24 protein-coding genes are annotated in these 26,781 nt (G+C 61.2%); 8 read left to right on the top strand and 16 right to left on the bottom strand.

Annotation, left to right across the window (positions count from 1 at the left end):
- Positions 1–89: 89 nt before the first annotated feature.
- Together ACK59H_RS02620 and ACK59H_RS02615 are read right to left on the bottom strand one after the other, a co-directional pair.
- Positions 90–731 (bottom strand): 3-oxoacid CoA-transferase subunit B, encoded by a 642-nt coding sequence (locus tag ACK59H_RS02620; protein WP_060476603.1) that lies wholly within the window; start codon positions 729–731, stop codon positions 90–92.
- 8 nt (positions 732–739) lie between these two features.
- The gene (locus ACK59H_RS02615; protein WP_060476602.1) at positions 740–1,435 is read right to left on the bottom strand and encodes a 3-oxoacid CoA-transferase subunit A; all 696 of its coding nucleotides are present in this window, start codon (positions 1,433–1,435) and stop codon (positions 740–742) included.
- A 310-nt stretch (positions 1,436–1,745) separates the two neighbouring features.
- Between ACK59H_RS02615 and ACK59H_RS02610 the strand changes: the two genes are divergently transcribed.
- The 3 genes from ACK59H_RS02610 to proP all read left to right on the top strand — a co-directional run bounded on the left by ACK59H_RS02610 (position 1,746) and on the right by proP (position 5,412).
- On the top strand, positions 1,746–2,639 hold the full coding sequence (locus tag ACK59H_RS02610; RefSeq protein ID WP_060476601.1) for a PA4780 family RIO1-like protein kinase: 894 nt from the start codon (positions 1,746–1,748) through the stop codon (positions 2,637–2,639).
- Between the two features lie 172 nt (positions 2,640–2,811).
- Entirely contained in the window at positions 2,812–3,786 is a 975-nt protein-coding gene (gene hemB, locus ACK59H_RS02605; RefSeq protein WP_060476600.1) for a porphobilinogen synthase, read from the top strand.
- Positions 3,787–3,909: 123 nt separating this feature from the next.
- Positions 3,910–5,412, top strand: a complete 1,503-nt coding sequence (gene proP, locus ACK59H_RS02600; RefSeq protein ID WP_060476599.1) for a glycine betaine/L-proline transporter ProP — start codon at positions 3,910–3,912, stop codon at positions 5,410–5,412.
- A gap of 3 nt (positions 5,413–5,415) precedes the next feature.
- Here proP and ACK59H_RS02595 read toward each other — a convergent pair whose 3' ends face one another.
- The 4 genes from ACK59H_RS02595 to ACK59H_RS02580 form a co-directional block, all read right to left on the bottom strand.
- Positions 5,416–6,117 (bottom strand): YoaK family protein, encoded by a 702-nt coding sequence (locus ACK59H_RS02595; RefSeq protein ID WP_060476598.1) that lies wholly within the window; start codon positions 6,115–6,117, stop codon positions 5,416–5,418.
- A gap of 9 nt (positions 6,118–6,126) precedes the next feature.
- Complete coding sequence (locus tag ACK59H_RS02590) at positions 6,127–6,756, bottom strand: riboflavin synthase (RefSeq protein WP_060476597.1); 630 nt, start codon at positions 6,754–6,756, stop codon at positions 6,127–6,129.
- A 132-nt stretch (positions 6,757–6,888) separates the two neighbouring features.
- A complete protein-coding gene (gene treS, locus ACK59H_RS02585) occupies positions 6,889–8,955 on the bottom strand; it encodes a maltose alpha-D-glucosyltransferase (protein WP_060476596.1) in 2,067 nt (688 codons plus the stop codon).
- Positions 8,956–8,990: 35 nt separating this feature from the next.
- Complete coding sequence (locus tag ACK59H_RS02580; protein WP_060476595.1) at positions 8,991–9,935, bottom strand: LysR family transcriptional regulator; 945 nt, start codon at positions 9,933–9,935, stop codon at positions 8,991–8,993.
- 95 nt (positions 9,936–10,030) lie between these two features.
- Here ACK59H_RS02580 and ACK59H_RS02575 point away from each other — a divergent pair, with 95 nt between their 5' ends.
- Complete coding sequence (locus tag ACK59H_RS02575) at positions 10,031–10,882, top strand: type 1 glutamine amidotransferase domain-containing protein (RefSeq protein WP_060476594.1); 852 nt, start codon at positions 10,031–10,033, stop codon at positions 10,880–10,882.
- Positions 10,883–10,924: 42 nt separating this feature from the next.
- On the opposite strand, the gene ACK59H_RS02570 is transcribed toward ACK59H_RS02575, so the two are convergent.
- Positions 10,925–11,842: a LysR family transcriptional regulator gene (locus ACK59H_RS02570; protein ID WP_060476593.1), complete on the bottom strand. Its 918-nt coding sequence runs from the start codon at positions 11,840–11,842 to the stop codon at positions 10,925–10,927.
- A 116-nt stretch (positions 11,843–11,958) separates the two neighbouring features.
- On the opposite strand from ACK59H_RS02570, the gene ACK59H_RS02565 reads away from it, so the two are divergent.
- From ACK59H_RS02565 to ACK59H_RS02555, 3 genes are all read left to right on the top strand, one after another.
- On the top strand, positions 11,959–12,723 hold the full coding sequence (locus ACK59H_RS02565; RefSeq protein ID WP_060476592.1) for a 5-oxoprolinase subunit PxpA: 765 nt from the start codon (positions 11,959–11,961) through the stop codon (positions 12,721–12,723).
- A gap of 84 nt (positions 12,724–12,807) precedes the next feature.
- Complete coding sequence (locus ACK59H_RS02560) at positions 12,808–13,683, top strand: allophanate hydrolase subunit 1 (protein WP_060476591.1); 876 nt, start codon at positions 12,808–12,810, stop codon at positions 13,681–13,683.
- Positions 13,680–14,651: a biotin-dependent carboxyltransferase family protein gene (locus ACK59H_RS02555; RefSeq protein ID WP_060476590.1), complete on the top strand. Its 972-nt coding sequence runs from the start codon at positions 13,680–13,682 to the stop codon at positions 14,649–14,651. Before ACK59H_RS02560 ends, ACK59H_RS02555 begins: the two co-directional genes overlap by 4 nt.
- 59 nt (positions 14,652–14,710) lie before the next feature.
- On the opposite strand, the gene ACK59H_RS02550 is transcribed toward ACK59H_RS02555, so the two are convergent.
- The 5 genes from ACK59H_RS02550 to ACK59H_RS02530 all read right to left on the bottom strand — a co-directional run bounded on the left by ACK59H_RS02550 (position 14,711) and on the right by ACK59H_RS02530 (position 21,552).
- A complete protein-coding gene (locus ACK59H_RS02550; protein ID WP_409264242.1) occupies positions 14,711–16,813 on the bottom strand; it encodes a TonB-dependent siderophore receptor in 2,103 nt (700 codons plus the stop codon).
- A gap of 170 nt (positions 16,814–16,983) precedes the next feature.
- Positions 16,984–17,829, bottom strand: coding sequence for a TIGR03915 family putative DNA repair protein (locus tag ACK59H_RS02545; RefSeq protein WP_060476588.1), 846 nt, complete (start codon positions 17,827–17,829; stop codon positions 16,984–16,986).
- A complete protein-coding gene (locus ACK59H_RS02540) occupies positions 17,820–19,040 on the bottom strand; it encodes a putative DNA modification/repair radical SAM protein (protein ID WP_060476587.1) in 1,221 nt (406 codons plus the stop codon). Before ACK59H_RS02540 ends, ACK59H_RS02545 begins: the two co-directional genes overlap by 10 nt.
- Positions 19,041–19,176: 136 nt before the next feature.
- Positions 19,177–20,421, bottom strand: a complete 1,245-nt coding sequence (locus ACK59H_RS02535; protein WP_060476586.1) for a saccharopine dehydrogenase family protein — start codon at positions 20,419–20,421, stop codon at positions 19,177–19,179.
- Positions 20,422–20,454: 33 nt separating this feature from the next.
- Positions 20,455–21,552 (bottom strand): carboxynorspermidine decarboxylase, encoded by a 1,098-nt coding sequence (locus tag ACK59H_RS02530; RefSeq protein WP_060476585.1) that lies wholly within the window; start codon positions 21,550–21,552, stop codon positions 20,455–20,457.
- A 196-nt stretch (positions 21,553–21,748) separates the two neighbouring features.
- On the opposite strand from ACK59H_RS02530, the gene ACK59H_RS02525 reads away from it, so the two are divergent.
- Positions 21,749–21,958: a DUF2945 domain-containing protein gene (locus ACK59H_RS02525; protein WP_060476584.1), complete on the top strand. Its 210-nt coding sequence runs from the start codon at positions 21,749–21,751 to the stop codon at positions 21,956–21,958.
- Between the two features lie 26 nt (positions 21,959–21,984).
- On the opposite strand, the gene ACK59H_RS02520 is transcribed toward ACK59H_RS02525, so the two are convergent.
- From ACK59H_RS02520 to yghU, 4 genes are all read right to left on the bottom strand, one after another.
- Positions 21,985–22,902 (bottom strand): pyridoxal-phosphate dependent enzyme, encoded by a 918-nt coding sequence (locus tag ACK59H_RS02520; RefSeq protein ID WP_060476583.1) that lies wholly within the window; start codon positions 22,900–22,902, stop codon positions 21,985–21,987.
- A complete protein-coding gene (locus tag ACK59H_RS02515; protein ID WP_060476582.1) occupies positions 22,899–23,576 on the bottom strand; it encodes a transcriptional regulator in 678 nt (225 codons plus the stop codon). Before ACK59H_RS02515 ends, ACK59H_RS02520 begins: the two co-directional genes overlap by 4 nt.
- Before the next feature lie 140 nt (positions 23,577–23,716).
- Positions 23,717–25,417 (bottom strand): amidase, encoded by a 1,701-nt coding sequence (locus tag ACK59H_RS02510; protein WP_060476581.1) that lies wholly within the window; start codon positions 25,415–25,417, stop codon positions 23,717–23,719.
- Between the two features lie 135 nt (positions 25,418–25,552).
- On the bottom strand, positions 25,553–26,392 hold the full coding sequence (yghU, locus tag ACK59H_RS02505) for a glutathione-dependent disulfide-bond oxidoreductase (RefSeq protein ID WP_409264232.1): 840 nt from the start codon (positions 26,390–26,392) through the stop codon (positions 25,553–25,555).
- Positions 26,393–26,781 lie beyond the last annotated feature (389 nt).

The raw sequence follows: 26,781 nt of genomic DNA, 5'->3' as shown, positions 1-26,781 counted from the left end.
AACGCATTGCATCAGTGGCGCGTTTGCGGGAAATGACTGGCAGGGTGATTGGCCTGGCCCCTGCGCCTGCAGGAGCCAGAGCCAGCGCGTCACTTGATTAGCGGTACACCGCTGAGTTTCTGCAGTTCATCGAAGTCGATGTCCGCGCAGATCTCCACCACCTTCAAGCCCTCGGCGGTTACTTGCAAGACGGCTAGGTCGGTGTAGATGCGGCTGACGCAGCCTATGCCGGTGAGCGGGTAAGTGCATTCGGGCACAAGCTTGCTTTCGCCGGTTTTGGTCAGGTGGTCCATCATCACGAACACCTGCCGCGCTCCCGTGGCCAGGTCCATTGCGCCGCCTACGGCGGGGATCGAACCTTCGGCACCGGTATGCCAGTTGGCCAGGTCGCCTTTGACCGAAACCTGGAAAGCGCCCAGCACGGCGATGTCCAGATGCCCGCCACGCATCATCGAAAACGAGTCGGCGTGGTGGAAGTAGGCGCCACCGGTCAACAGCGTGACATGCTGCTTGCCGGCGTTGATCAGGTCATCGTCTTCCTCGCCAGGAGCTGGGCTCGGGCCCATGCCCAGCAGGCCGTTCTCGCTGTGCAGGAACACTTCCTTGTCGCCCAGGTAATTGGCCACAAGCGTTGGAGCGCCGATGCCCAGGTTGACATAGGCACCTTCCTGAATGTCTGCGGCCACGCGTTGGGCCATCTCGGTGCGGGAAAGCTTTTTGGTGATGGTCATGGCAGGCCTCAGACAGCGTTGGCGATCGAAGAAGCGGCAGCGCCGGAGACGGCGACCACGCGCTGGACGAAAATACCCGGGGTGATGATGTGCTCCGGGTCCAGCTCACCGAGCTCGACGACCTCATCTACCTGAGCGATGGCAGTCTTGGCGGCCATCGCCATGATCGGGCCGAAGTTGCGGGCGGCCTTGCGGTAGACCAGGTTGCCCCAGCGATCGCCCTTGTGCGCCTTGATCAGGGCGAAATCGGCATGCAGCGGCATCTCCAGTACGTATTGGCGGCCGTCGATTTCACGGGTTTCCTTGCCTTCGGCTAGCAAGGTGCCATAGCCGGTCGGCGAGAAGAACGCCCCGATACCCGAGCCGGCCGCGCGGATGCGCTCAGCCAGGTTGCCTTGGGGAACCACCTCCAGCTCGATCTTGCCTGCACGGTACAGTTCGTCGAACACGTAAGAGTCGGACTGGCGCGGGAACGAGCAGATGACCTTGCGTACACTGCCCGCCATCAGCAAAGCGGCCAGGCCGATCTCGCCGTTGCCGGCATTGTTGCTGATGATGGTAAGGTCGCGGGCACCGGTGGCAATCAAACCATCGATGAGCTCGGACGGCATGCCGGCAGTACCGAAGCCACCGACCATGATGGTCGATCCGTCGGTGATGCCTTCCACCGCCTTGGCGATGGACTCAAACGTTTTATTGATCAAAGCGGGCTCCTGGTTCTTCCTGGAGTATTGATTGTCGACCTGGCAGCGTGCTGACGCGGCGGGGCCATTGGGCGCTTGGCGTTGTGTGCTGGCTTGCCTATAGCCTGCCGCAAGACAAGGCAACAGTAGAGAGCACCGAGTGGAATTTGTGCGATTACCGAACCGTTGTGCGATTTATGAGCGTTTGCACACAGGCCATGGCTGCCCGTGCGCGTCGCGGTGGGCAAGCCGGTGTGCAGACAGACGAGCAAGTCGCCCCAGCCTGTGAGAGGATGTCCGTCACCTTAGCCAGGACCCCGAACGCAGCCTGATGAAGACTCCAAAACGAATCGAACCACTGATCGAAGACGGCCTGATCGACGAGGTGCTGCGGCCATTGATGAGCGGCAAGGAAGCGGCCGTTTACGTGGTGCGCTGCGGGGCCCAGGTACGCTGTGCCAAGGTTTACAAGGAGGCCAACAAACGCAGCTTCCGCCAGGCCGCCGAATACCAAGAGGGGCGCAAGGTCCGCAACAGCCGTCAGGCCAGGGCTATGGCCAAGGGCAGCAAATATGGCCGTAAAGAGGCTGAGGACGCGTGGCAGAACGCAGAAGTGACGGCGCTGTTCCGCCTGGCCAATGCCGGGGTGCGGGTGCCCAAACCCTACGACTTTCAAGACGGCGTGCTGCTGATGGAACTGGTGACCGACGCCGACGGTGACGCCGCGCCGCGCCTGAACGATGTGCACCTTGAAGCCGAGCAGGCCCGTGAATACCATGCCTTCGTGATCCGCCAGATTGTTCTGATGCTCTGCGCCGGCCTGGTGCATGGCGACTTGTCCGAGTTCAACGTTCTGCTTGGCCCGGACGGCCCGGTGATCATCGACCTGCCTCAGGCTGTGGATGCTGCGGGGAACAACCATGCGTTCAGCATGCTGCAGCGCGATGTAGCGAACATGGCGCATTATTTCGGACGCTTCGCGCCTGAGCTCAAGGCTACGCGTTACGCCGATGAGATGTGGGCTTTGTACGAGGCTGGCGAGTTGCGTGCTGACAGCCCGCTCACTGGGCAGTTCGAGGATGAGGACCAGGCCGCCGACGTGGCCGGGGTGCTGCGCGAGATCGATGCCACTTTGCGCGACGAAGCGCGCCGCCGTGCTGCCCGTGCCGAGGACGAGCATGGGCCGACCACGGCTCAAGAGCCGACACCGCCTTGGATGCAATGACCCAGCCCCGGCGGATCAATGGCGGACACCCGCCGTTAGGTCGCCCAAGGCGTAAACACTAAAAAGTCGCCTGTCGTTACCTTTGATGCAACGCATAATCTCGTCATCTGGCCTTTTCACTGGCGTGCCACAGGCATAAGGTATAGGCCGTTAAAAATGCCCTGGAGCTGTCATGTCCAACCGTTTCCCTTCCGTTCGTCCTCGCCGCCTGCGCCAGAACGAATCCCTGCGCACGATCTTCCAGGAAACCGAATTCCGCCTTGAAGACCTGATCCTGCCGATCTTCGTCGAAGAGGGCATCGATGATTTCGTGCCGATCACCAGCATGCCAGGGGTCAACCGTATTCCAGAGAAGCTGCTGGCTCAAGAAATCGAGCGCTATGCCCGCGCCGGTATCAAGTCGGTAATGACGTTCGGGGTATCGCACAACCTCGATGCCAGCGGCAGCGACACCTGGAATGAAAACGGGCTTGTCGCGCGCATGTCGCGCATTTGCAAGGACACCGTGCCAGAGATGGTCGTGATGTCCGACACCTGCTTCTGCGAATACACCAGCCACGGCCACTGTGGCGTGCTGCATGACCATGGCGTGGACAACGATGCCACCTTGGTCAACCTGGGCAAGCAGGCGGTGATTGCCGCTGCAGCTGGCGCCGACTTCATCGCCCCCTCGGCGGCGATGGATGGGCAGGTGCAGGCCATTCGTAGCGCGCTGGACGGTGCTGGGTTCCATGACACGGCGATCATGGCTTACTCCACCAAATTCGCTTCGTCGCTGTATGGTCCATTCCGCGAAGCCGGGGGCACGGCGCTCAAGGGTGACCGCAAGAGCTACCAGATGAACCCGATGAACCGCCGCGAAGCGGTACGTGAGTCGCTGCTGGACGAGCAGGAAGGGGCCGATGTGTTGATGGTCAAACCTGCTGGCGCCTATCTGGACGTGATCGCCGATATCCGCGCCGCATCGCGCCTGCCGCTGGCGGCTTACCAGGTAAGCGGGGAATACGCGATGATCAAGTTCGGCGGGCTTGCCGGTGCCATCGACGAGGGCCGTGTGGTACGCGAAAGCATTGGCGCCATCAAGCGCGCCGGTGCCGACTTGATTCTGACTTACTTCGCCATGGATCTGGCCCAGCAAGGCATTTGATGGCAACGGGCGCCGCCATCGGCGCCCGTATCTGAAGATTCAGAAAAAACCATTAAGCGCTGAATTATTTAGTGTCCCTTTGTATCTGATGCCTTAGAGCCTTCAGTAATCAGGGACACAGGCATGAAATCACGCAAAAAAAGCGTAAAGCCCATCGGCTTGAAAGACATCACCATCGTCGACGACGCCAAGATGAGAAAGGCGATTACCGCAGCTGCGCTGGGTAACGCCATGGAATGGTTCGACTTCGGCGTTTACGGCTTCGTCGCCTATGCCTTGGGCAAAGTGTTTTTCCCCAACGCCGACCCCAGTGTGCAGATGATCGCAGCGCTGGCCACCTTCTCCGTGCCGTTCCTGATCCGCCCGCTGGGTGGGTTGTTCTTCGGCGCCCTGGGCGACAAGTTCGGCCGGCAGAAGGTTCTGGCCGCCACCATCGTGATCATGTCCTTAAGCACCTTTGCCATCGGTTTGATTCCGTCCTATGAAAGCATAGGCATATGGGCACCCATCCTGCTGTTGGCGGCCAAGATGGCCCAAGGCTTTTCGGTTGGCGGTGAATACACCGGGGCGTCGATCTTCGTCGCTGAATACGCGCCCGACCGCAAGCGTGGGTTCCTTGGCAGTTGGCTGGATTTCGGCTCGATTGCCGGCTTCGTGTTGGGTGCGGGCGTCGTGGTATTGATTTCCACCGTGCTGGGGGAAGAGAAGTTTCTCGAATGGGGCTGGCGCCTGCCGTTCTTCCTGGCGTTGCCGCTCGGCATCATCGGCCTCTACCTGCGTAATGCGCTCGAGGAAACCCCGGCATTTCAGCAGCATGTGGACAAGCTTGAGCAGGGTGATCGCGAGGGTCTGGCCTCAGGGCCTAAGGTGTCGTTCAAGGAGGTGGCGACCAAGCATTGGCGCAGCCTGATTACCTGCGTCGGTGTGGTGATCGCTACCAACGTCACCTACTACATGCTGCTCACCTACATGCCTAGCTATCTGTCGCACAACCTGCACTACAGCGAAGACCATGGCGTGCTGATCATTATCGCCATCATGGTCGGCATGCTGTTCGTGCAGCCTCTGATCGGCCTGCTCAGCGACAAAGTGGGGCGGCGACCTTTCATTGTGGTCGGCAGCATCGGCCTGTTCGCGCTGGCCATCCCTGCTTTCATGCTGATCAATAGTGGCGCGCTAGGGTTGATCTTCTCTGGCTTGCTGATCATCGCAGTGCTTCTGAACTTCTTCATCGGGGTGATGGCTTCGACCTTGCCAGCGATGTTCCCCACCCACATCCGCTACAGTGCCTTGGCCAGTGCGTTCAATATCTCGGTGCTGATCGCCGGCCTGACCCCGACCCTTGCGGCGTGGCTGGTTGAAACCAGCGGCAATCTGTACATGCCAGCGTATTACCTGATGGTGATCGCCGCCATCGGCCTGGTCACTGGCCTGACCATGAAGGAAACCGCCAATAAGCCACTGCGTGGCGCAGCACCAGCGGCGTCGGACATGGAAGAGGCGCGCGAATTGCTGCAGGAGCACCACGACAACATCGAGCAGAAGATCGAGGACATCGACAACCAGATCGCCGAGCTGGAGGCCAAGCGCAAGCTGCTGGTCCAGCAGCACCCGCGCATCGATTGAGGCTCAGCGCGGCATGTAACCGCGCTGCCACGAGCGTGGGATGAACCGCGATATCAGCGCCAGCAGGCAGGCCAGCGCCGCGCTGCCTGCCAGCGCCTGAAGCCCCAAACGTTGTTGCAGCCAGGCCCCTAGAGCTGCGCCCAGCAGCATGCCGGCCCACGGTACCAATTGAACCCTCCAGCCATCGCGGCGCTCGCCCAGCAGCCAACGCCCTAGGCCCCTGCCAAAACGCGACAGCGCGCCAGTCACATAAGTAAGCCCAATGGGCAGGCCGTTGACCTGTTCGACTACGGCATTGATCATGCCCATCGCCAACGTAGCCGCCAGCAGCGCTGGGAAGGTAGCGGAAAACGGCCAAACCGCCGCCCACGCCAGCAGCCCGGCCACTATCGCCAGCACCGGCCAGGCTCGCCGGCCAAAGCCTCTGGCCAGCAGCACCCCCAATGCGTTGCCGGCCACGAAGCCCAATACGGCAGCGCTCAGGCGCAGCACCAGGGCCAGGTCCGCCTCGCTGATGGCTACCGCCAGACGTGTGGTATTGCCACTCATGAACGAAACGAAGTCGCCAAGCGCCAGCACGCCAATGGCGTCGGTCATGCCGGCCAGTACCGACAGCCCGGCCACCAGGCCAAGGCCAACGCGACCGCGCAACACCTGCAGGCGAAGGTGCCTGGCTGTGCGGGCGGGAAGGGCATTGGGCAGCATCGGTTGGCCTCAGGGCAGCAGTTTCAGGCGGGCCAAGGTGCCTTGAAGGGTGCGCTCCACCACATCGACCAGGACCATGGTCGGCTGGTCTACCTCGATGTTCAGCAGCTCGCCAGGCTTGTAACGGGCGAAGGTGGTCTGGCGCAGGGTTTCGGGAATGAGGTTGATCGTCACCACGTTATCGTCAATGTCGGCGACGGTCAGGCTGCAGCCATTGACCCCGATGTAACCGCGCGGGAATACGTACTTGGCCCACTCTGCAGGCATGCGGAACTTGATGTAAGCGCCAGTCTCCTTGATCGACAGCTCGACGATCTGTGCCGTGGTCGCAATGTGCCCGGCCATCAGGTGGCCGCCGACTTCGGCGTTCATCTTCGCTGAGCGTTCGATGTTCACACCCTGGCCTGCTTTGAACGAGCCCAGGTTGGTGCGTTCCAGGGTCGCGTTCATGGCATCGAACTTGACCCGGCTGCCGTCGATTTCCGTCACCGACAGGCAGGTACCCTCGACACTGACGCTGGCGCCGATCTTCAGTTCATCGAGCAATTCGGGGGTCAGGTCGATGGTGAACTGGTGGTGGCCCGGATAGCAGGTCACATCAAGCAGAGGGCGCACGGCCTGGACGATGCCGGTGTACATGGGTTGCTCCTGGGCTCTGAAGGGAAAGCATCAGGAAACTATGCCCGTGGCGCTGCAAATGCAAGCAACCCGTGCCGCCCCCTTCGCCGGCAGCACCATCCTGGGTGCACGGCGAAAGGGCCGCAGGACGGTTCAGACATGGCCGCTGCTGTTGACGATCCTCAGGCACAGGGCTTCATAAGGGTCCAGGTTGATCATCAAGCGTCCATCTTCGGTCAGGTCGCCCTCTACAGTCTCGTTGATCATGTCGACCACCGGGCCCGGGGTGAAGCCGGTCAGCTCAAGCTCCTCGGCGATCACATCCTGGCCGAAGTTCAAGGCACTGATCTGGATGCCCCGCCCAGACGGCAGTTCGTGCACCATCACCAGCAGGCCAGGGCTGCTGACCTCGGGCACCAACACCTGACGGCTGGTGGCGATGCCATAGGCCTGGCGCACGGCCAGCAGTTTCTTCACCTGGCTGGCGAACGAGCCTGGGTCTTCGAGCTGGCTGTCGAGGCTGCCATACAGGGCGCGGGCACGCGGCATGCCGCGCACCGATTGCTCGGCCTGCGGGTCGAGCCCTGCCAGGTCGTAGCCGCCGCGGTGGATCCAGCGGGTGTCACCGTCACCCATTCGCTCGGCGACCGCCTCCGGTGGTAGCGGCAAGGCGCCGACCATGTCCCAGCCCGACAGCGCGACCACGCCCGGTTGCATGGCGTTGTACATCACCAGTAGCAGGTGAATTTTCTGCACCTTGGCGATATCTTGCGCACTGAGTTGCTCGATGTCGCGCAGCCCCAGGGCGGCGGTGATCAGGCTGGCGGTGGTGCAGGAAATGCCGTTGGTGACAAAGCGCAGGTTATAGGGGGCATGTTCACCCGACAGGCGCTCATAGATTTCCTCGCGGATATGCTCGCGCAGGATGCTGCCCGGCAAGGTCTGGCCCTTGTACAGGTACATGTCGTTGGCGTGCAGCGTCCAGAAGTGCACCAACTCTACCGTCAACTCGTCATGGTTTTGCAGGGCGTGGATCAGCGACGCGGGGTCGATACCGAATGCGTGCATTTCTTTGAGCATCAAGCGCAGGAATTCGGTATCGCCGGTCAGCAGCGCATGCTGATAGGCCGGGCGCGTGATGAAGTCGTAAGACAGATCGGCGCCGCCTTTGGACATTTGCGCGATATCGTCCAGGGTCAGGTTCAACTCCTGGAAGCTGAAGCCACCTGCCTTGCGGATCATGCCACCGATGAGCTGGTTGCCGACGATCGACAGCGGGTGGCTTTCGGACCAAGCGCTGCCGGCAGCTCGGGTTTCCACGCCGAGAAAACCATTGGCATCCAGGCGCAAGCCTCTGGCGCCCAGGCAGTCGAGTGCGTGCAGGGCATCGCCGATGATCATTTGCTGGGCGGCGAAGCTTGGGTCCAGCCAGTTCAATGACGGCTGGCCTTCCTTGAAATAGTGCAGGTACACCCAGCGCCGAGTCTTGCCGTCTACGCCTGTGATCGGTGGGGTAGCGCTCCAGTCGGTTTCCTTGACCCCTGGCTCGAAGAAAATCACCCGTTGCAACTGGCCGACGATGTAGTGGCGCAGCTTCAGTTCGTCGCACTGCGCCGGTAACAGGTTGACCGCATCACGCCCCTGGGGCACATCAGGCAGCAGTGGCCAGTCTTCCTCATTGATCTCGACCATGTGGTAGAGGCCTGGATAGGCCCCGTAAGCCAGCTCGGCCAGGCGGAAATCGGCACCTTTGCCGGTGTGCGAGGGGATCAGGTCATCGATGGTCACGGCGTTGTGCGCCGCCGCCAGGCGGCTCATTTGCACCAGCTCTTGCTCATTGCCGTAAAGCGGGTCGATGTCAAAGCTGATGCGGTCGAAGTTGCCGTCGATACTGGGGGTGAACTCACGCCCCTGCACACCACCGGACTGCTTGATCGGCCCAGTGTGGATGCCTTGCACGCCAATCTCTGAAAGGCGTTTCCACAGGGCAGGGTGGCCAAGGGCTGCCAATACCGAGCAGCCCTCTGGCGCGATGATGGCGTCGGGGTAAACGGTCAGCCACACCGAAGCGATCTCAGTGGCGCGGCGTGGCTGCGCTTCGGCGTAAGGGTTCTGCCACAGGCGCGACTGGCCGGAATAAAGGCGAGCGCGTTCCTGCGAGGCTTTCAACATGGAACGTTCTTCGAGCCATTGGAGGTAAGACGGGTCGGGCTGGGTCATTTCGCGTCCTCTTTGCGTGGCGGCACCGGCCCAAGTTATGACGGTAACTCAAACGTATCGTTCGGTTTGGCATCAGCCGTGGCTGCGCTGTACAGCTGTTGGCGAAACCATTTGCGCAAAGGGTCGGCCTGGGTGCGCTCATGCCAGATCTGCATCACCTCGACCTTGGGCAGCACCAGAGGCAGCGGGTGGATACACACATCATCGTCCCGCTCGGCAGCTTCTTGCGCCACCGAGCGCAGGCAGGTGAGCAATAGGTCGGTACCGCGCACCAGCCGTGTCGGTGCAAGGAAGCTCGACAACCCGGCCACTATGCGACGGCTGTGCCCGGCAGCGCGCAAGGCGCGGTCCACCAGGCCATCAAGATCGCCAGTGAGCGTGGTCAGTAGATGATCACAGGCCAGAAACGCTTTGAGATCCAGGCCTTGGGCAAGGTGAGGGTTGCTGCGCGATGCCAGCACCACGAAGTCCTCGCTGAGCAGGCGCTGCTGATGGAAGGTGTCAGGCAGGTCGGTGTAGAAGCCCGCGATGGCCACATCGCAGGTGCCCTTCTCCAGCGCTTCTCGGGGCAATTGGCCCCCCGTATTGTGGGTCACCAGCACCAGGTTTGGCGCTGACTGCCGCAGCACCGGCAGCAACCGAGGCAGCAGGGTCTGCTCCATGAAGTCCGTGCTGTAGACGTGCAAACGTGCAGGGCGGGCCAAGAAGTCCTGGCCCTCGCATTGCTCATAGAAGGTGGCCAGCCCCTCGACCAGCTGCTGCACCTGGGGGGCAAGTTCGTGGGCACGCGGCGTGGCGGTAAGGCCACGGGGGGCACGCACAAACAGCGGGTCGCCGAACTGGTGTCGAAGCTTGTTCAGCTTGTGGCTCAATGCGGGTTGGCTCAAGGCCATGCGGGCTGCAGCCATCGTGGCGTTGCGTTCCTGATAGAGCACATGGAACAAATACAGTAGGTTCAGATCCTTGCCGGCGATATTCATTATTTGGATTACAGAGATGAAGGGTTTCGAATTATCGAATCTTAGCGCTCTGTTTAGACTGCGCCCACTGAATCCAAGTGAATAGGTAGCACATGATGAAAAGCATCCCCACCCTGGGCCTGGCAATAACCGCAGCAGTGCTTGCCGGCGGTGCACACGCGGCACCCAAAGGCGAAGTGCTGGTTCTGCTGTCCAGTGAAAACCAGTTGATGCTGGAGGATGGCAAGCGCTATCCCACAGGTTATTACCTCAACGAGTTTGGCGTCCCTGCTGACCAGTTGCTCAAAGCTGGCTATAAGCTGGTGCTGGTGACGCCTAAAGGCAACGCGCCTAGCGTAGACATACGCTCGGTGGATCCGCAGTATTTTGCCGGGGACGTCAAAGAAATGCGGCGCATCGAGCAACTTGTGCAGGGCCTGCCGGGCATCGACGACACTCTATCGCTCAAAGAAGTGCTGGCTGGCGACCTCGACCGCTACGCCGGTTTGTTCATTCCCGGCGGCCACGCGCCGCTGATCGACCTGGCCAACAACCCAGAGGTCGGGGCTTTACTACGCCACTTCCACCAGGCCGGAAAAGCCACGGCTGCCATTTGCCACGGGCCAATCGCATTGTTGTCGGCGCAACGAGACCCTGCCAGCTATCAGGCCGCCCTGGCGCGTGGCGAGCAACCGGTGGCTGACGACTGGGCCTATCAAGGCTACCGCATGACCATCTTCTCCGACGCTGAAGAGCAGGTGTTCGAGGCATCCCTCAAACCGCAGAAGCTGCTTTTCTACCCCGCCGCGGCCATGGCCGGTGCCGGTGGGGCGATGAGCTACGCCCAGGCCTGGCAGCCGCACGTGCAGGTGGATCGAGAACTGATCACTGGGCAAAACCCTTTCTCCGACAAGGCACTGGCTAAGGCACTGCTGGCCAAGCTGGCCGAGCAGACCAAGGCCGAGTGAGGCTTGTACCGGGCCATCGGCTGCGTGGGTTGGTCAGGCGTTTCAGCGCCTGGCTGCATGTTGCTGCGGTGCCAGGAAAGCATCGCGGAAGTAATCGCGCAGTGCTTGCATCGCCGGGCTGAATGCGCGTTCGCGGTGCCAGGCAAGGCCCACACTCATAGGCGTCACCGGGTCGGAGATGGACACCGTTTCGATACGCTTGCCTTCCAGCGACCAGGGGCGGTGCACCAGATCGGAAAGGATCGCCACGCCGCTGCCATTGGCCACCATGCTGCGTACCGCTTCCACCGAGCTTGTGCGTACCCGCACATTCGGTCGCTGCCCGGCCTGCTGCCAATAGCGCATGGCGCTTTGTTCGGCCTCATCGACAGTGAGCAGAATGAACGGCTGCTGGGCCACGTCGGCCAGGCTCACGGCCGACCGCTCACACAGCGGATGATGGCCGGGCAGCCACAGCCGGCGCTCGGAATTGAACAGGGTCTCGGAGACGATATCCGGATGGGTGAGGTTGGCGGTGAGCACCACTGCCATGTCGAAACGTCCCTCCAGCAGCCCTTGCTCGATGGCGCTGCGCTCCTGCTCGTGGACCTTGAGCTCCACGTCCGGGTGCCAGTGCTCCAGGCGCTGCAAATGGTGCGGCAGAAAGTAGCCGATGACGGTATAGCTTGCCGCAAGGTGCAGAAGGCCACTGGCACGCACGTTGGGTAGCGGACTGTTCAGGGCATCGTCGACGCTGCGCAGGATCACGTAGGCGCGGTTGAGAAAGTGCCGGCCAGCTTCGGTCAGGCTCATGCCTTGGGCCGAGCGCTGAAATAACAGCACACCCAGCATGGCTTCCAATTCCTTGATCGCAGTGGTGATCGCCGACTGGGAGATATTGAGGTGTATCGCTGCCTGGGAGATCTGGCCAATCTCGGCAGTGGCAACGAAGTAACGTACCTGGCGTAGCGTGAGAGACACGGTCGGCTCCTGGGTATCTGATTTTCAGAAGACACCCCATCTGTTTATAGATCTTCCCAAGGGGGCAGGCAGAATCTAACGTGGCTGGCATGCCGTCACAAGCCAGGGGTAGCGCGATGCGTGTAGTGGATTTCAATTCTGATATGGGCGAGGGCTTCGGGCCTTGGACGATCGGCGATGGTGTCGATAACGAACTGATGGCATTCATCAGCTCGGCCAACATCGCCACTGGCTTTCATGCCGGTGACCCCGGGACCATGCGGCGCACGGTTGCGCGGGCCAAGGCGCTGGGTGTTGGGGTGGGCGCGCATCCTGGTTTCCGCGACCTGGTGGGTTTCGGTCGCCGGCATATCAACGCACCGGCTCAAGAGCTGGTCGACGATATCCTTTATCAGCTTGGCGCCCTGCGCGAAATCGCCTGGGCACAGGGCGTGCGCCTGCAGCACATCAAGCCCCATGGCGCGCTGTACATGCATCTGGCCCGTGACGAGGAGGCGGCACGCCTGCTGGTAGAAAACCTGCAGGTTCTGGCGCCTGACTTGTTGCTGTATTGCATGCCCGGCTCGGTGATCTGCCGCATCGCCCAAGAGCTGGGCCAGCCGGTCGTGCGGGAGTTCTACGCAGACCGCGAATACGACCTCAGTGGCTCGATCGTATTTACCCGCAACGTAAGCGGCTATCAGCCACAAAGGGTTGCCGAGCGAGTGCTGCGGGCATGTCAGCAGGGGCGTGTGCAAACCGTGGAGGGCCAGGATCTGACCGTCGAATTCGAGTCGATCTGCCTGCATAGCGACACACCCGGAGCGCTCGATCTGGTCGAAGCCACTCGCGCTGCGCTGGACGCTGCAGGTATCGAGGTGCGTGCACCGCACCGAGCTTGATTGGCTGCTGGCGCGAAGACGCCAAGGCCCGCAGCACCGCATTGTTTTGCCTGCCGTCGATAAAGATTCCAACAAGGAGCAGACATGGCGACTTCCCCGATCCGCTACAGCTTCGGTGCCGACGAGCACCTGTTCGCCGAAGTCAGCGACAGCATGTCGCTGGAGGCCTTTTTCAAAGGTATGGCGGTGACCCGTGCAGTGGAACGTCTGGCACTGGAAGGCGTGCTGGATATCTGCCTGGCCAACGCCTCGTTCCAGGTGCGTTTCGACCCCGATCGCATCGCCCCCCACGCCTTGCTCGAAGCAGTTCGAAGCGCCGAGGCCCAAGCTGTAACCGAGCGCTCGCTGAGCACTCGGATCATCGAGATCCCGGTGCTGTACAACGACCCTTGGACCCACGAGACGCTGATGCGCTTCCGTGATCGTCACCAGGACCCGGACAGCACCGACCTGGAGTACGCTGCCCGCATCAATGGGCTGGCCAACGTCGAGGCCTTCGTCGCTGCGCACAGTGGCGCGCCGTGGTTCGTGTCGATGGTGGGATTCGTTGCCGGCTTGCCGTTCATGTTCCAGATGGTGGAGCGTGAGCGGCAGTTGCAGGTGCCAAAGTACCTGCGTCCGCGTACCGACACACCCAAGCTGACCCTGGGCCATGGCGGCTGTTTCGGCTGCATCTATTCGGTACGTGGCGCCGGTGGCTACCAGATGTTCGGCGTGACCCCGGCGCCGATCTATGACCCGCAGCAGTCACTGGCCTACCTCAAAGAGCACATGGTGTTCTTCCGCCCGGGGGATATCGTGCAGTTCAAGCCTATCGACCGCCAGGCCTACGACCAGGCCGTGGCGGATGTGGAAGACGGCCGTTTCGACTTGCGCATACGTCCGGTGGAGTTCTCTCTGGATGCATTTCTTGCCGACCCTGTCGGCTACCCCAAGTCGCTGCAGGAGGTGTTGGCATGATCAAGGTCATCAAACCCGGGTTGGCCACCTCGGTACAGGACCTGGGCCGCGAAGGTTACTATCACCTCGGCATACCGCCTTCTGGCGCGCTGGACCAGTATGCATTGCAGGCCGCCAACCACTTGGTCGGCAACCCGGCAGACGCGGCGGGCCTTGAGTGTGCCTTGGTGGGGCCGGAACTGGAATTTCAGCAAGATGCCTTGGTCGCGGTCTGCGGCGCGCAAATGCCGGTGCTGCTCGATGACCGGGAACAGCGCCCAGACACCGCTTTTGCCGTGCGTGCCGGGCAGGTACTGCGCTTTGGCTACCCCGCGGCAGGTGCGCGAGCTTACCTGGCAGTGGCCGGGGGCATCGATGTGCCGATGGCGCTGGGCAGCCGTTCGACCTACGCCCTTGGCGGGCTGGGTGGCTTTCACGGGCGCAAGCTGGCGGCGGGCGATCTTCTGCCGGTAGGTGTGCCCAGTGGCAGGGGCCGTGCCGGGGCCAGTCTGCCGATGGCGTTGCGCCAGGCATTGGGTGGCGAAGTGCTGTTGCGGGTGGTGCCGGGGCTGTACTTTCACCGCCTGACCGAGGCGGCAGCCAAGCGCTTTTTCACCGATGCCTGGACCGTGGGTTCGGAAGCCGATCGGATAGGCTATCGCTACAAGGGCGGGGGCGCGCTGAGCTTCCAAGCCCGCGAACAACCTTTCGGAGCCGGCTCGGACCCCTCGAACATCGTCGATAGCTGCTACCCGATAGGCTCTATTCAGGTCCCGGCGGGGCTTGAGCCGATCATCCTGCACCGCGATGCTGTGTCCGGCGGTGGCTATGCGATGATCGGCACGGTGATCAGTGCCGACCTGGATCTGATAGGGCAGATGCAGCCAAACCAGCAGGCGCGATTCCTGGCGGTGACCCTGGAGGATGCCCTGGCAGCCCGGCGCTCATACAAGAAAAAGCTGGGTTGCCTGGCCAAGCTGTTCGGCTGAACGTTCCGGCTTGAGGCAGCCTGCGAGCACCGGCCTGGCCGGTGTCGTCAGGCGCTTGCTCAGAAGCTGTACTTGGCCGTCAGCATCATATTGCGCGGGGCGCCCCATGTGTCGCCGCCATAGCTCACGGAGCTGGCAACCGCCGAGTAGTATTTGCGGTCAAACACGTTGTTGGCATTGAGCTGCAGGTCCAGATGCTGGTTGACCCGGTAGCCGGCCATCAGGTCAGTGACTGCATAAGCACCCTGAACCAGTCGGTACTGACTGCCATCGGCTACGGTGAAGTCGTTATAGATGCGGCTCTGCCACGAAATGTTGCCGCCGACCCGCAGTTTTTCCAGCGGGCCCTGGAAATGGTAAACGGTGTTCAGCTTGAACATGTGCTCCGGGGTGTCGGTGTCGAACCGCTGATTGACATTGGCGGGGGTGGCGGCGTCTTTGAGGGTGTGCACGCGGGCGTAGGTGTAGCCGCCTGCGATCTGCCAGTTCGGTGTCAGGGCGCCTTGCAGTTCCATGTCGATACCCTGGCTGCGGACCTCGCCGGAAGCTTGGTAGCAAGTGGTTTGCGGGCAATTTGCGACGAAGATCTGCGTGGCACGGTTTTCCTGGTCGATGCGGAACAGGGCAACACTGGCATTGAGCGCGCCGCCAAAATATTCGCCCTTGATACCGACCTCGTAGTTCTTGCCCACGATCGGTTTGACGGGTGTGCCAGAGGTGTCCTTGCTGCTCTGCGGGGTGAAGATGTCGCTGTAGCTGACATACACCGAGTGATGGTCGTCGAGGTCGTAAATCAAGCCAGCGTACTTGGTTACGTTGCGGGTGACCTTGTAGTCGCCGTCGCCGTCGCGATTATCGTAGTCGTACCAGTCCAGGCGGCCACCAAGAATCAGTTTGAGCGGGTCGGCCAAATTCAGCCGAGTCGTCAGGTACACGCCGTCCTGGGTGGTGACTTCGCGTTCGTTGCTGATATGTACGAAGTTTGGCTTGCTGCCGTTGAGCGGCCAACTCAGGTCGTAAGGGTCATAGTTGCGCGTGTCCATGTCGTAGATGCGTTTGCTGGCACCGACCACCAGTTCGTGGGTTCGCCCCAGCAGCTCGAAGGGGCCACTGAGGAAACCATCCAGGCCCGTCTGGTTCTCCTGGTGCTTGGATTGGTAAACCGTGCGCGAGATGGGCGCCTGCAGCCCACTCCAGCGCGACTGGTAGGAACCTGTGAAGGTGCCATCCTGTTGCGCATAGTTGGCGTTGAGCTGAAGCGTCCAGTCATTGGCCAGGCGATGGCGCAATTCGGCGAACAGGGTGTCGATCTGCTGGTCCTTGTTCTCCCAATCGGTGCCGGGGTTGTAGGAGCGCGAGAAGCCCATGTGGTGGCCATCGAGGGCAGTGGGCATTGCGCCCCAGAAGTAATTGGTCTTGTCCTTTTGATGGGAAAAACCCAGCAGCAGGCTGGTGTCATCGGACAGATCCGCCTCGGTCACGGCGTAGAAAAGACCGTGGTCCTCTTCGACGTCGTCTACGAAGCTGTTGGCGTCCCGGTAGGAGGCGACCACGCGACCACGCAGGGTGCCGCTGTCGTTGAGCGGGCTGGAGGCATCCAGCTCGCCGCGGTAGTTGTCCCAACTGCCAGCGGCGCCAGTGAGGGTGACCTTCTGCTCGGCCAGTGGACGCTTGCGTACCAGGTTAATCGCCGCCGACGGGTTACCGGCACCAGTGACCAGGCCAGTTGCACCGCGCACGACCTCGACCCGATCGAACATTGCCAGATTGGGTTGTACCCCGACCACGTAGCCGGTATAGCCACTGGGTATGCCATCGTACATCAGGTTGTCGATGTCGAAGCCACGCGCCGAGTAGGTCTGTCGGCCAGGGCCGCTGGAGTAATCGAGAAACAGGCCAGGGGTCGCTCTGACCACGTCGTTGATACTTGTCATGGCCTGGTCATCCATGCGCTGGCGAGTGATCACCGTCACTGCCTGGGGGGTCTCACGCATGCTCAGCGGCAATTTGGTCGCGGTGGACATGGAGCCGGTGGTGTAAGAACCCGAGCCTTCGGTAGTGCTGCCCAGTGTCTCGGAGCTGATTTCTGTTGCGCCAAGCTCTAGCGTTGCGGGGGCTTCTTCGGCCAGCACCGGTGAGGCGATGGCCATGCACACGGCCATGGCGAGCAAGTTGCGGGCGGGCAGGGGGCGCGTGGGCGCGAGGGGCGACAGCATGGTGGATAAGCTCCTGAGTACTGCTAATGTAATTAAACATGAGAATTATTAGCAGTAATTCTGTCAGGATGTGTCGCTACATGGGAAGGTGGTATGCCAAATCCATTACAAAATTTTCACAACTCGCTGGAAAGCTTAATCGTCTTGCCTTGTTGGCTAGCCACCTCCAGCGCCTGCCCATCACGCTGCTTGCCTTGCCGCGCCAAGCCTTCTAGCTGAGGAATCAGCATACCCTCGGGCAAATGCCGCCAGAACCGCCCAGGCATGTGCAGACGCAGTGCATCGGGATTGAGCCTGGCCGGGTTGAAGGTGTGCCGATAGTAGGTACACCAGAGCTGCGCACCTGGGTCTTCAGCGTGTTGCGCCCATTGTTGCCAGTCGATAGGGCAGCGCCGCCGATAATCAAAGCCGTGACCGTCAAAGCGGATACCGTCCTGAGGCGTTGCAATCAACCAACGCTGGGTGCCCAGGCGGTCGGCGAAGTGCCCGCTGGCGCTTTCCAGAATGTCGTGAGCAGGCTCGTGATACGCCACCAAATCCAATTGCAGGGTTTCGGCCAACGGGTCTGGCAAGGGCACGAAGCGCACGAACGCATGCAGGTGATGCGCCTCTCTACTGACCTGCTTGATCCGCCGCTGCAATTCGCTACCCAGGCGGTCACCGGCCAGCATTGCGGTACGGTCGCCATGGGCAACGCGCCAAAGCACTTCGTACAACAAGTTCCAGCGTTGCTCGCCGCGGTAGCGTGAGGCTTGCTCCAATTGCGTCAACAACGCAGCTGGCACCTTGGCGCGGAATGGGCCAGGGCCCTCGGGCAGTGGTATGGGTAGGGCTAGCAGATCTTGAGTAGGGCCTTGGGCCCAGGTCACGTTGGCAGGGTCGATGCCATGGCCGAGCAGGCTACGGGCCTGGTTACGCCAGATGCCGAACTGCCCATCGCAATCGAGCGCGATCACCCCCACAACCCCATCTGCACCGGTGCCTGAGGTTCGCGCAAACGCGCCCGAAGCAGGCCGCTGCGCAATTCTCCATCGGCGGGGCGGTAGTCGCTGGTGACGATGAATGGCCGCGCCTTGTCCAGCACGCAGCGCAACTGAATCAGGTCGTCGTAGCGCACCCGTCGCTCACGGCGCAGGGCTACCAGCCGCTGTACGCTGCGCAAGCCTATGCCGGGGATGCGGGCCAGCAGCGCTGGTTCAGCGCGGTTCACGTCCAGCGGAAACACCTCCCGATTGGCCAGTGCCCAAGCCAACTTGGGGTCGATGTCCAGCGCCAGGTTGCCGGCCTGGCCGAGCAATTCTCCGGCTTTGTAGCCATAACCGCGCAGCAGGAAATCGGCTTGATACAAACGGTGTTCGCGCAGCAGTGGCGGTGCGGCCAGGGGAACACTGCCAGGGCTGTCAGGGATCGGGCTGAAGGCCGAGTAGTACACCCGCTTGAGGCCAAAGCCCTGATACAGGGACTCGGCGTTGCGCAGCAACGTGCTGTCGTCGGTGCTGTCGGCACCGACGATCACCTGAGTACTCTGCCCGGCTGGGGTAAAGCGTGGGGCCTTCGGTTCACCGGCTACTGCTTGCTGGCTCTGATGAATCACACCCATGGCCTGGCGAATGGTGTGAGCCTGTTTTTCCGGCGCCAGGCGCTTGAGGCTGGCATCGGTCGGCAACTCGATATTGACGCTGAGTCGGTCGGCCAGCCGACCGGCTTCTTCGATCAACAGAGGGTCGGCATCGGGGATGGTCTTGAGGTGGATGTAGCCACGGAAGTTGTGCTCCTCACGCAGCAAGCGCGCCACGCGGATCAACTGCTCCATGGTGTAGTCAGCGGAACGAATGATGCCGGAGCTCAAGAACAGGCCGCTGATGCAGTTGCGCCGGTAGAAGTCCAGGGTCAGGCGTACCACCTCTTCAGGGCTGAAGCGGGCTCTGGGCACATTGCTCGAACGGCGGTTGACGCAGTACTGGCAGTCGTACAGGCAGAAGTTGGTGAGCAGCACCTTGAGTAACGAAACACAGCGACCATCAGGGGTGTAGCTGTGGCAGATACCCATGCCATCGGTAGCCCCTAGGCCACTGCTGCCGCGCGAGCTGCGCTTTGGCGCCCCGCTACTGGCGCAAGAGGCATCATACTTGGCGGCGTCGGCAAGAATACCGAGTTTGGCGATGAGCTGCATGGCGTGCCCCGAGATACTGAATATTCATACAGTATTTGCAGAGCCTGGCTTTTGCAAGGGGCAGCCTACGAAAGGTATGTGCGCGAACACCCAATAGAGAAGGGGCGCCCTGTGGGCGCCCCTGGTGTCTGACCGTTTAGGCTTCAGCGTCCCATGGACGATCGCCATTTTCGTCTTTCACACGGGTCGGCAGGCCCATCACGTCCAGCGCCTTCAGGAACGGTTCGGCTGGCAGTTCCTCGACGTTGACCATGCGCTTGGCATCCCACTGGCCACGGGCAACTAGCAGAGCTGCCGCCACAGGAGGTACACCGGCAGTGTAGGAAATACCCTGGCTGTCGGTTTCAGCGTAGGCCTCTTCGTGGTCAGCAACGTTGTAGATGAACACTTCGCGTGGCTTACCGTCCTTAGTGCCTTTGACCAGGTCACCGATGCAGGTCTTGCCGGTGTAGCCCGGGGCCAGCGAAGCTGGGTCAGGCAGCACGGCTTTGACTACTTTCAGCGGTACCACTTCCAGGCCTTCGGCGGTTTTGACCGGTTGCTCGGAGAGCAGGCCGAGGTTTTTCAGCACGGTGAACACGTTGATGTAGTGCTCGCCGAAGCTCATCCAAAACCGCACATTCGGCACATTGAGGTTCTTCGAGATCGAATGCACCTCATCGTGGCCGGTCAGGTAGAGGTTTTGCGAGCCGACTACCGGCAGGTCATCGGTACGCTTGACTTCGAACATGGTGTTGCTGGTCCACTGGCTGTTCTGCCAGCTCCAGACTTGCCCGGTGAATTCACGGAAGTTGATTTCCGGGTCGAAGTTGGTGGCGAAGTACTTGCCGTGGGAGCCTGCGTTGACGTCGAGAATGTCGATCGAGTCAATGCTGTCGAAATATTGCTGCTGCGCAAGTTTTGCGTAGCTGTTCACCACACCCGGGTCGAAACCGACGCCGAGAATGGCGGTAATGTTCTTTTGTTGGCACTCTTCGAGGTGTTTCCACTCGTAGTTGCCGTACCACGGCGGGGTCTCGCAGATCTTGCCCGGCTCTTCGTGGATGGCGGTGTCCAGATAGGCGACACCGGTATCGATGCAGGCACGCAGCACCGACATGTTGAGGAAGGCGGAACCTACGTTGATCACGATCTGCGACTCGGTCTCGCGGATCAGTGCCTTGGTCGCCTCGACATCGAGGGCATTGAGCGAAAAGGCCTGGATGTCGGCGGGTACCTTCAGGCTACCCTTGGCCTTGACGCTGTCGATGATGGCCTGGCATTTGGAGATGTTCCGTGACGCGATGGCGATACGACCCAGTTCGTCGTTATGCTGCGCGCACTTGTGGGCCACCACCTTGGCGACACCTCCTGCACCAATGATAAGAACGTTCTTCTTCAATTTACCTGTTGCTCCTTACTTGGATTGCCAGTCTTAAGACAGGCTGGAAACGTAGTCTTCGAAACCGAAGTCGCGGACCACCTCGACGCTGCCGTCGAGCTGCTTGACCACGATCGATGGCATTTTCAGACCGTTGAACCAGTTTTTCTTGACCATGGTGTAACCGGCAGTGTCGATGAACGACAGGCGGTCGCCGATGGCCAGAGGGCGGTCGAATTGGTATTCGCCGAAGATGTCACCCGCCAGGCACGACTTGCCGCACACCATGTAGGTATGTTCGCCGTCATTGGGGGCCATTTTGGCGTTGAGGCGGTAGATCAGAAGGTCCAGCAGGTGTGCCTCGATCGAGCTGTCCACCACGGCCAGGTGCTTGCCGTTGAACAGGGTGTCGAGCACCGTCACTTCAAGCGAAGCGCTATTGGTAATGGCGGCCTCGCCTGGTTCCAGGTAGACCTGCACACCGTATTTCTGCGAGAAGGCCTTCAAGCGCGCGCAGAAGGCGTCCAGTGCATACCCTTGGCCGGTGAAATGGATCCCGCCACCCAGGCTGACCCATTGGACCTTGTGCAGCAGGTGACCGAAACGCTCTTCGATGTGCGACAGCATTTTGTCGAACAGGCTGAAGTCGCCGTTCTCGCAGTTGTTGTGGAACATGAAGCCGGAAATCTGCTCGATCACTTGCTCGATCTTTTCCGGGTCCCATTCCCCGAGGCGGCTGAACGGGCGGGCTGGGTCGGCCAGCAGGTAGTCGGAGCTACTCACCTGGGGGTTGACGCGCAGGCCGCGGACCTTGCCTTCGGACTGTTCGGCGAAGCGCTGTAGCTGCCCGATAGAATTGAAAATGATCTTGTCGCAATTCTCGAGCATTTCCTCGATCTCGTCATCGGCCCAGGCCACGCTGTAGGCATGGGTTTCGCCAGCGAACTTCTGGCGGCCGAGCTTGAGCTCGAACAGCGACGACGAGGTGGTGCCGTCCATGTACTGCTGCATCAGGTCGAACACCGACCAGGTGGCGAAGCACTTGAGGGCGAGCAGCGCCTTGGCCCCGGAGTTTTCACGCACGTAAGCGATCTTCTCCATGTTGCTCAGCAGCTTGGTTTTGTCGATGAGGTAGTACGGCGTCTTGATCATTTAAAGGCCCCCGGCCAGGCCGGCCAAAAAAAAGACCCGCATTGTGCCTTCACTTGCCACAGATCGAAAGGGCGCAGGGTGCATTTCGTCCAGGCGGCGGTGATCAGCATTGAATTGTTCAACCTAAGGAAGGTTCAGTAGTACAGCGCAATGCGAACAACTTGATGACAGTTCGACCAACGGCAAGGGGAATATCATGAGCAATCGGTACAAGGCTGGCGACCACGTGAAGTGGAATTCCGAGGCCGGCGTCATCCATGGCAAGGTAGTCAAGGTGCATGTGCAGGACGTCGAATTCTGCGGGCGACAGCGCCACTGCTCAAAAGAGGCGCCACAATATGAAGTCAAAAGCGACAAGACCGGGCATTTGGCGATGCACAAAGAAGATGCCCTGGAAAAAGCCTGACAGGTGCAACCTTCTTTGATCGTGGGTCAGTGAGCCTGCTTGAGCCACGCCTGGATCTGTTCCAGCGTGGCGGTGGCGCCGCCGCAAACCACTACCAGCACACGTGAGTAGCTGGCCAGGGTCTGCTCATCGTAGGCGAGCGCAAGGGCAGCACCACACGCCGGTTCGACCAGCAACCTATGGTCAAGTAGAAAGCGCTCGCAAGCCTGTAGCGCAGCGCGGTCGCTGACCACGTGGCTGTGCACGGGATGTGCTCGGGTGCACGCCAGCGCCTGTTCCGCCACGCGCTTGGCACCCAGTGAGCTGGCCACCGAAGCGATGCCCGGCAGTTCCACCGTGTGCCCGGCCTGCATGGCCGCATGCAGTGAGGCAGCTCCGCGGGTTTCCACTGCCAATACCGGTACGTCGTCCCAGCCATTGCGCTGCAGGCCCTGGACCACACCGCTGAGCAGCCCGCCGCCGCCAACCGACAGCACCACTGCATCGGGTTTGAAACCTGCCGCTGCCACTTCATCTACCAGGCTGGCATGCCCTGCCCACAGCAGCGGGTCGTCGAACGGGTGAATGAATGCATCTTCGGCGCCAACCAGCGTCAAGGCCAGTTCGTTGGCCTCTTGCCACGAACTGCCATGCACCACCACCTTGGCGTCCTCAAGGCGCAGCAACTGCTTGGCGCGCTCGGTGGTGGTTTCAGGCACCACCACAGTGACGGGTACCCCCAGCGTGCGCCCGGCATAGGCCACCGCTAGCCCGGCATTGCCGCCCGACGACGACACAAAGTGCCGCGCACCCCGCCCGTGGTGTATCTCGCAGGCATGGCCTACGCCGCGCAGCTTGAACGAGCCGCAGGGCTGCAGGGCATCGAGTTTGAGCCGCACCGTAGCACCTGCGGCAAGCGACAGCGGGCGTGATTCGATCAATGGCGTGTGAATGTGCAAGGTCATCGGTTCGCTCCGCGCAATTGCTCTAGGTAGTTGTAGATGGTGTAACGGGTGACGCCGAGGGCAGTAGCGGCCTTTTCCACGCCGCCCTTGACGATGAACAGGCCGCGCTCCTGCATCACTCTCACGGCTTCGACCTTGGCCTGCTTGTTCATTCGGCCATGGCCTGTGCGCTGTAGCGCGTGTTCGATGATTTCTGCCATCAACAACGCCATGTCGGCAGGCTCCTCAACGATAGCCTCCGGCGGTTCAGCGCCCAATGGCTGCAGCTGGCGCAGAAAATCCATCGCGGCATTCAGGTCGCTCAGGTCAGTGTTGACGCACAGGCTGGCGAAGGGGTGGCCGCTGCTGTCGCGCAGAATTGCCGTGGCACTGCGCAGCGTGCGGCCTTTCACCGAGGTGGGGTAATCAGGCAATACCACGGGGTCCGCGCCTCGTTGGGCGTGGCTTGCGTGCATCAGCGCTTTGAAACCTTGGTCCTGCTCTGGGGCGGCGAGGATCGGGCTGCCAATGACCCGCCCGGAAATATGGCCGTTGACGATAGACACCACGGAATGCTCCGGGTGGTCCAGGTCGTGCAGGAGGATTTCCATGTTGCGCGGGGCGACACTGCCCAAGGCCTGAATAGCGGCCTTGAGCACTTTGAATGTCAGTGCTCGTTCTTCGATGGGTGCCATGGAGGGACCACTATTTCAACTTTGTGTTGATTTTTACACAGCTCGTTGAAATAAGCGACACATGGCCTATGTCAGTGCAGGTGAACCCCTCATGCTGGCCGAATCGCCCTGCAAGCGGGTTCACCTGTAGCCTGGGTGTGTTAACCCAGAGCTGGCGTACGCGGCGGAATCATCCGCCGCGATCCAGTGGCCTCAAACGCCGCAGCAAAGCTCAGCAGGTCATTGTCGCTGTAAGCCTTGCCCGCGAAGGTCAAGCCAACTGGCATGCCGATGTCTGCCATTACGCCCATTGGCACGGTTACGGTCGGCACACCTAGGTGACGTATGGCCAGGTTGCCATTGGCGACCCAGATGCCGTTGCTCCAGGCAATGTCCGCCGAGGTTGGGTTGACGTCGGCATCGGCCGGCCCAACATCGGCCACGGTTGGGAACAGCACGGCGTCCAGGCGCTGAGCGTCCATCCAGTCTTCAAGGTCCATTTTGCGGGTTTTTTCCAGCCCGCGCAGGCCGTATTCAAGCGTCTCGATCTGCTCCCAGCTCTTCAGGCCACGCTTGGCCATGTTGACGTATTCGTCCATGCCGGCGGCCAGGTCGTCCTCACGGTTGGGCAGTGTGCCGGGGTCGTGGGGGAAGATCTGCGGGCCGTCGACATCGGCCAGGCGGTTGAGCTTCGGATCATTGTTGGCCTGCAGAAAGTCATCGAATGCCCAGCCGGACAGCTCCCACAGTTCGTCGTGCAGGAATTGCCTGCTGACGATGCCGCGGTTGTAAACCGTCGGCGCACCCGGCCGGTCGCCTTCACAGTTGGACACCAGCGGGAAATCCACCTCGACCACCTCGGCGCCGGCCGCCTCCAGGGCTTGACGCGCTTGGTTCCATAAGTCGATGACGCTGGCGCGGGTGTTGATGCGTTGCCCGGTGGGGCCGCCGATTCCAGGCTTCGCTGAAGTGCCGGCCGCTTCATCTTTATTGATGTACATGCGCGGTACGCCAAATCGCTTACCCTTGAGACTGGCGCTGGCCGCAAGGCTTGGGTAGGAGGCTGGGCGTACAGAGGACGGCTTGGGGATCGGCACCCACGGCTGCAGGCGCCACAGATCACCGCGCGGGTCGGCGTCATCGGCCACCACCACATCGAGAATTTCCAGCAGGTCGGCCATGGTCCGGGCGTAAGGCACCACGACGTCCATGGTGGGGGTCAGCGGCCAGTTACCGCGTACCGAAATCACCCCGCGCGATGGGGTGTAGGCGCACAGGCCATTGTTCGAGGCCGGGCCGCGCCCGCTCGACCAGGTTTCTTCGGCCAGCCCGAAAGCGCTGAAACTGGCGGCGGTCGCGGTGCCGGCGCCATTGGATGAACCCGAGGCGAACGGTGCAGTGAGGTACTTGGCGTTGTATGGGCTTTCGGCGCGCCCATAAACACCACGCTGCATGCCACCATTGGCCATCGGCGGCATATTGGTCTTGCCCAGGCACACCGCACCGGCAGCCCGCAGGCGCTCGATGGTGAAGGCGTCGCGCTGGGCGACCAGGTCCTTGAACGCAGGGCTGCCGGAAGCGGCGGTCAGGCCCTTGACCAGATAACTGTCCTTGGCGGTGTAGGGGATGCCGTCCAGCGGGCTCAGCGTTTGGCCCTTGCTGCGACGAGCGTCAGAGGCTTCAGCTTCTTTGAGCGCTTCGGGGTTGCGTACCACTACGGCATTGAGTGCAGTGGCCGTATCGGCACCGTCATAGGCCTCGATTCGTGCCAGATAGGCTTTGACCAACTCGACCGACGTCGTGCGGCCTGTTTCGAGCGCATCGCGCAGTTCGGCGATGGAAACCTCGGTTACCTCGATCATGCTTTCACCAGAATTTGTGCAGGTTGGGCTAATGCCAGGAGTGTACAAGAAGGGATCGAGAGAGGGAGGTTTGCGCTGCAGAAATGGGTTGTTGCGTCGGGGCATTGTCGGGGCCGCAGCGCGGCCCCTGTTGCATCAGTCCAGGTCCGCTGCCGAGTGACGTTCCGGCACTCGGCTGGCTTCATCGCCCCAGGTGCGGTTGACGCGGGTGCCGCGCTGCACAGCTGGGCGTTCGGCGATGGCTTTAGCCCAGCGCTGAAGGTTCGGGTATTCGTCTACCGCAAGAAACTCGGCGGCATCATAAAGCTTGCCGAGCACTAGCTGGCCATACCATGGCCACACGGCGATGTCGGCGATGCTGTAGCGCTCGCCGCCTAGGTACTTGCTGACCGCCAGACGGCGCTCCAGTACATCGAGTTGGCGCTTGGCTTCCATGGTGAAGCGGTTGATGGCGTACTCGATTTTTTCCGGCGCGTAGACGTAGAAGTGGCCGAACCCACCGCCAAGATACGGCGCCGCGCCCATCTGCCAGAACAGCCAGTTCAGCGTTTCGGTGCGCTCTGCTGGAGCTGTGGGCAGCAATGCACTGAATTTTTCCGCCAAGTGCAGCAGGATCGAACCAGATTCGAAAACACGCACCGGCGGCTCTACGCTGCGGTCGAGCAGTGCTGGGATTTTGGAGTTGGGGTTGACCTCGACGAACCCGCTGGAGAACTGATCGCCGTCGCCGATGCGAATCAGCCAGGCATCGTATTCGGCGCCGCTGTGGCCCAAGGCAAGCAATTCCTCGAGAAGGATGGTGACTTTTACCCCATTGGGCGTGGCCAGTGAGTACAGCTGAAGAGGGTGGTTGCCGATCGGTAGTTGTTTGTCATGGGTCGGCCCTGCGATGGGGCGGTTGATGCTGGCGAATTGGCCGCCGGACGCGGCGTCGTTGCGCCAGACCTTGGGCGGGACGTAGCTGGGCTTGCTCATGCAGGTTCTCCTCGGAAAGCGCGAAATCGACCACATAAGAACGTTGACCAGTATCTATGCCACGGGTTCGGAGCTAGGTGCAAATGCGTGGAGCGCAAGCTCTTCGCTATTCCTCGTGCTGTCCAGTGCGTGCTCGGACATTCCCGGCGGCTGCCGCAGACTTCGGTATGTACGTATTACGTACTACTGCCAGTACGCCTGCTTTGTTCTGATCGCCTATACCCCGAGATAGTCGCCAGCGGCGAAAGCGCTGATGATTCACAGTGGACTTACTGATGAACATGCAGATGAGGTCAGCGGACTTCGGCGGACGTAACACTATCTGTAGCGCAAGGGTTGGCCACAACTGTGCTGGTCGCTCCTTTAAGAAAGCCCTTATGCTGTTACTA

The sequence above is a fragment of the Pseudomonas sp. KCJK9000 genome (assembly GCF_046230725.1).
Lineage (GTDB): Bacteria > Pseudomonadota > Gammaproteobacteria > Pseudomonadales > Pseudomonadaceae > Aquipseudomonas > Aquipseudomonas promysalinigenes.
This window is presented reverse-complemented; position numbering and strand designations above follow the sequence as displayed.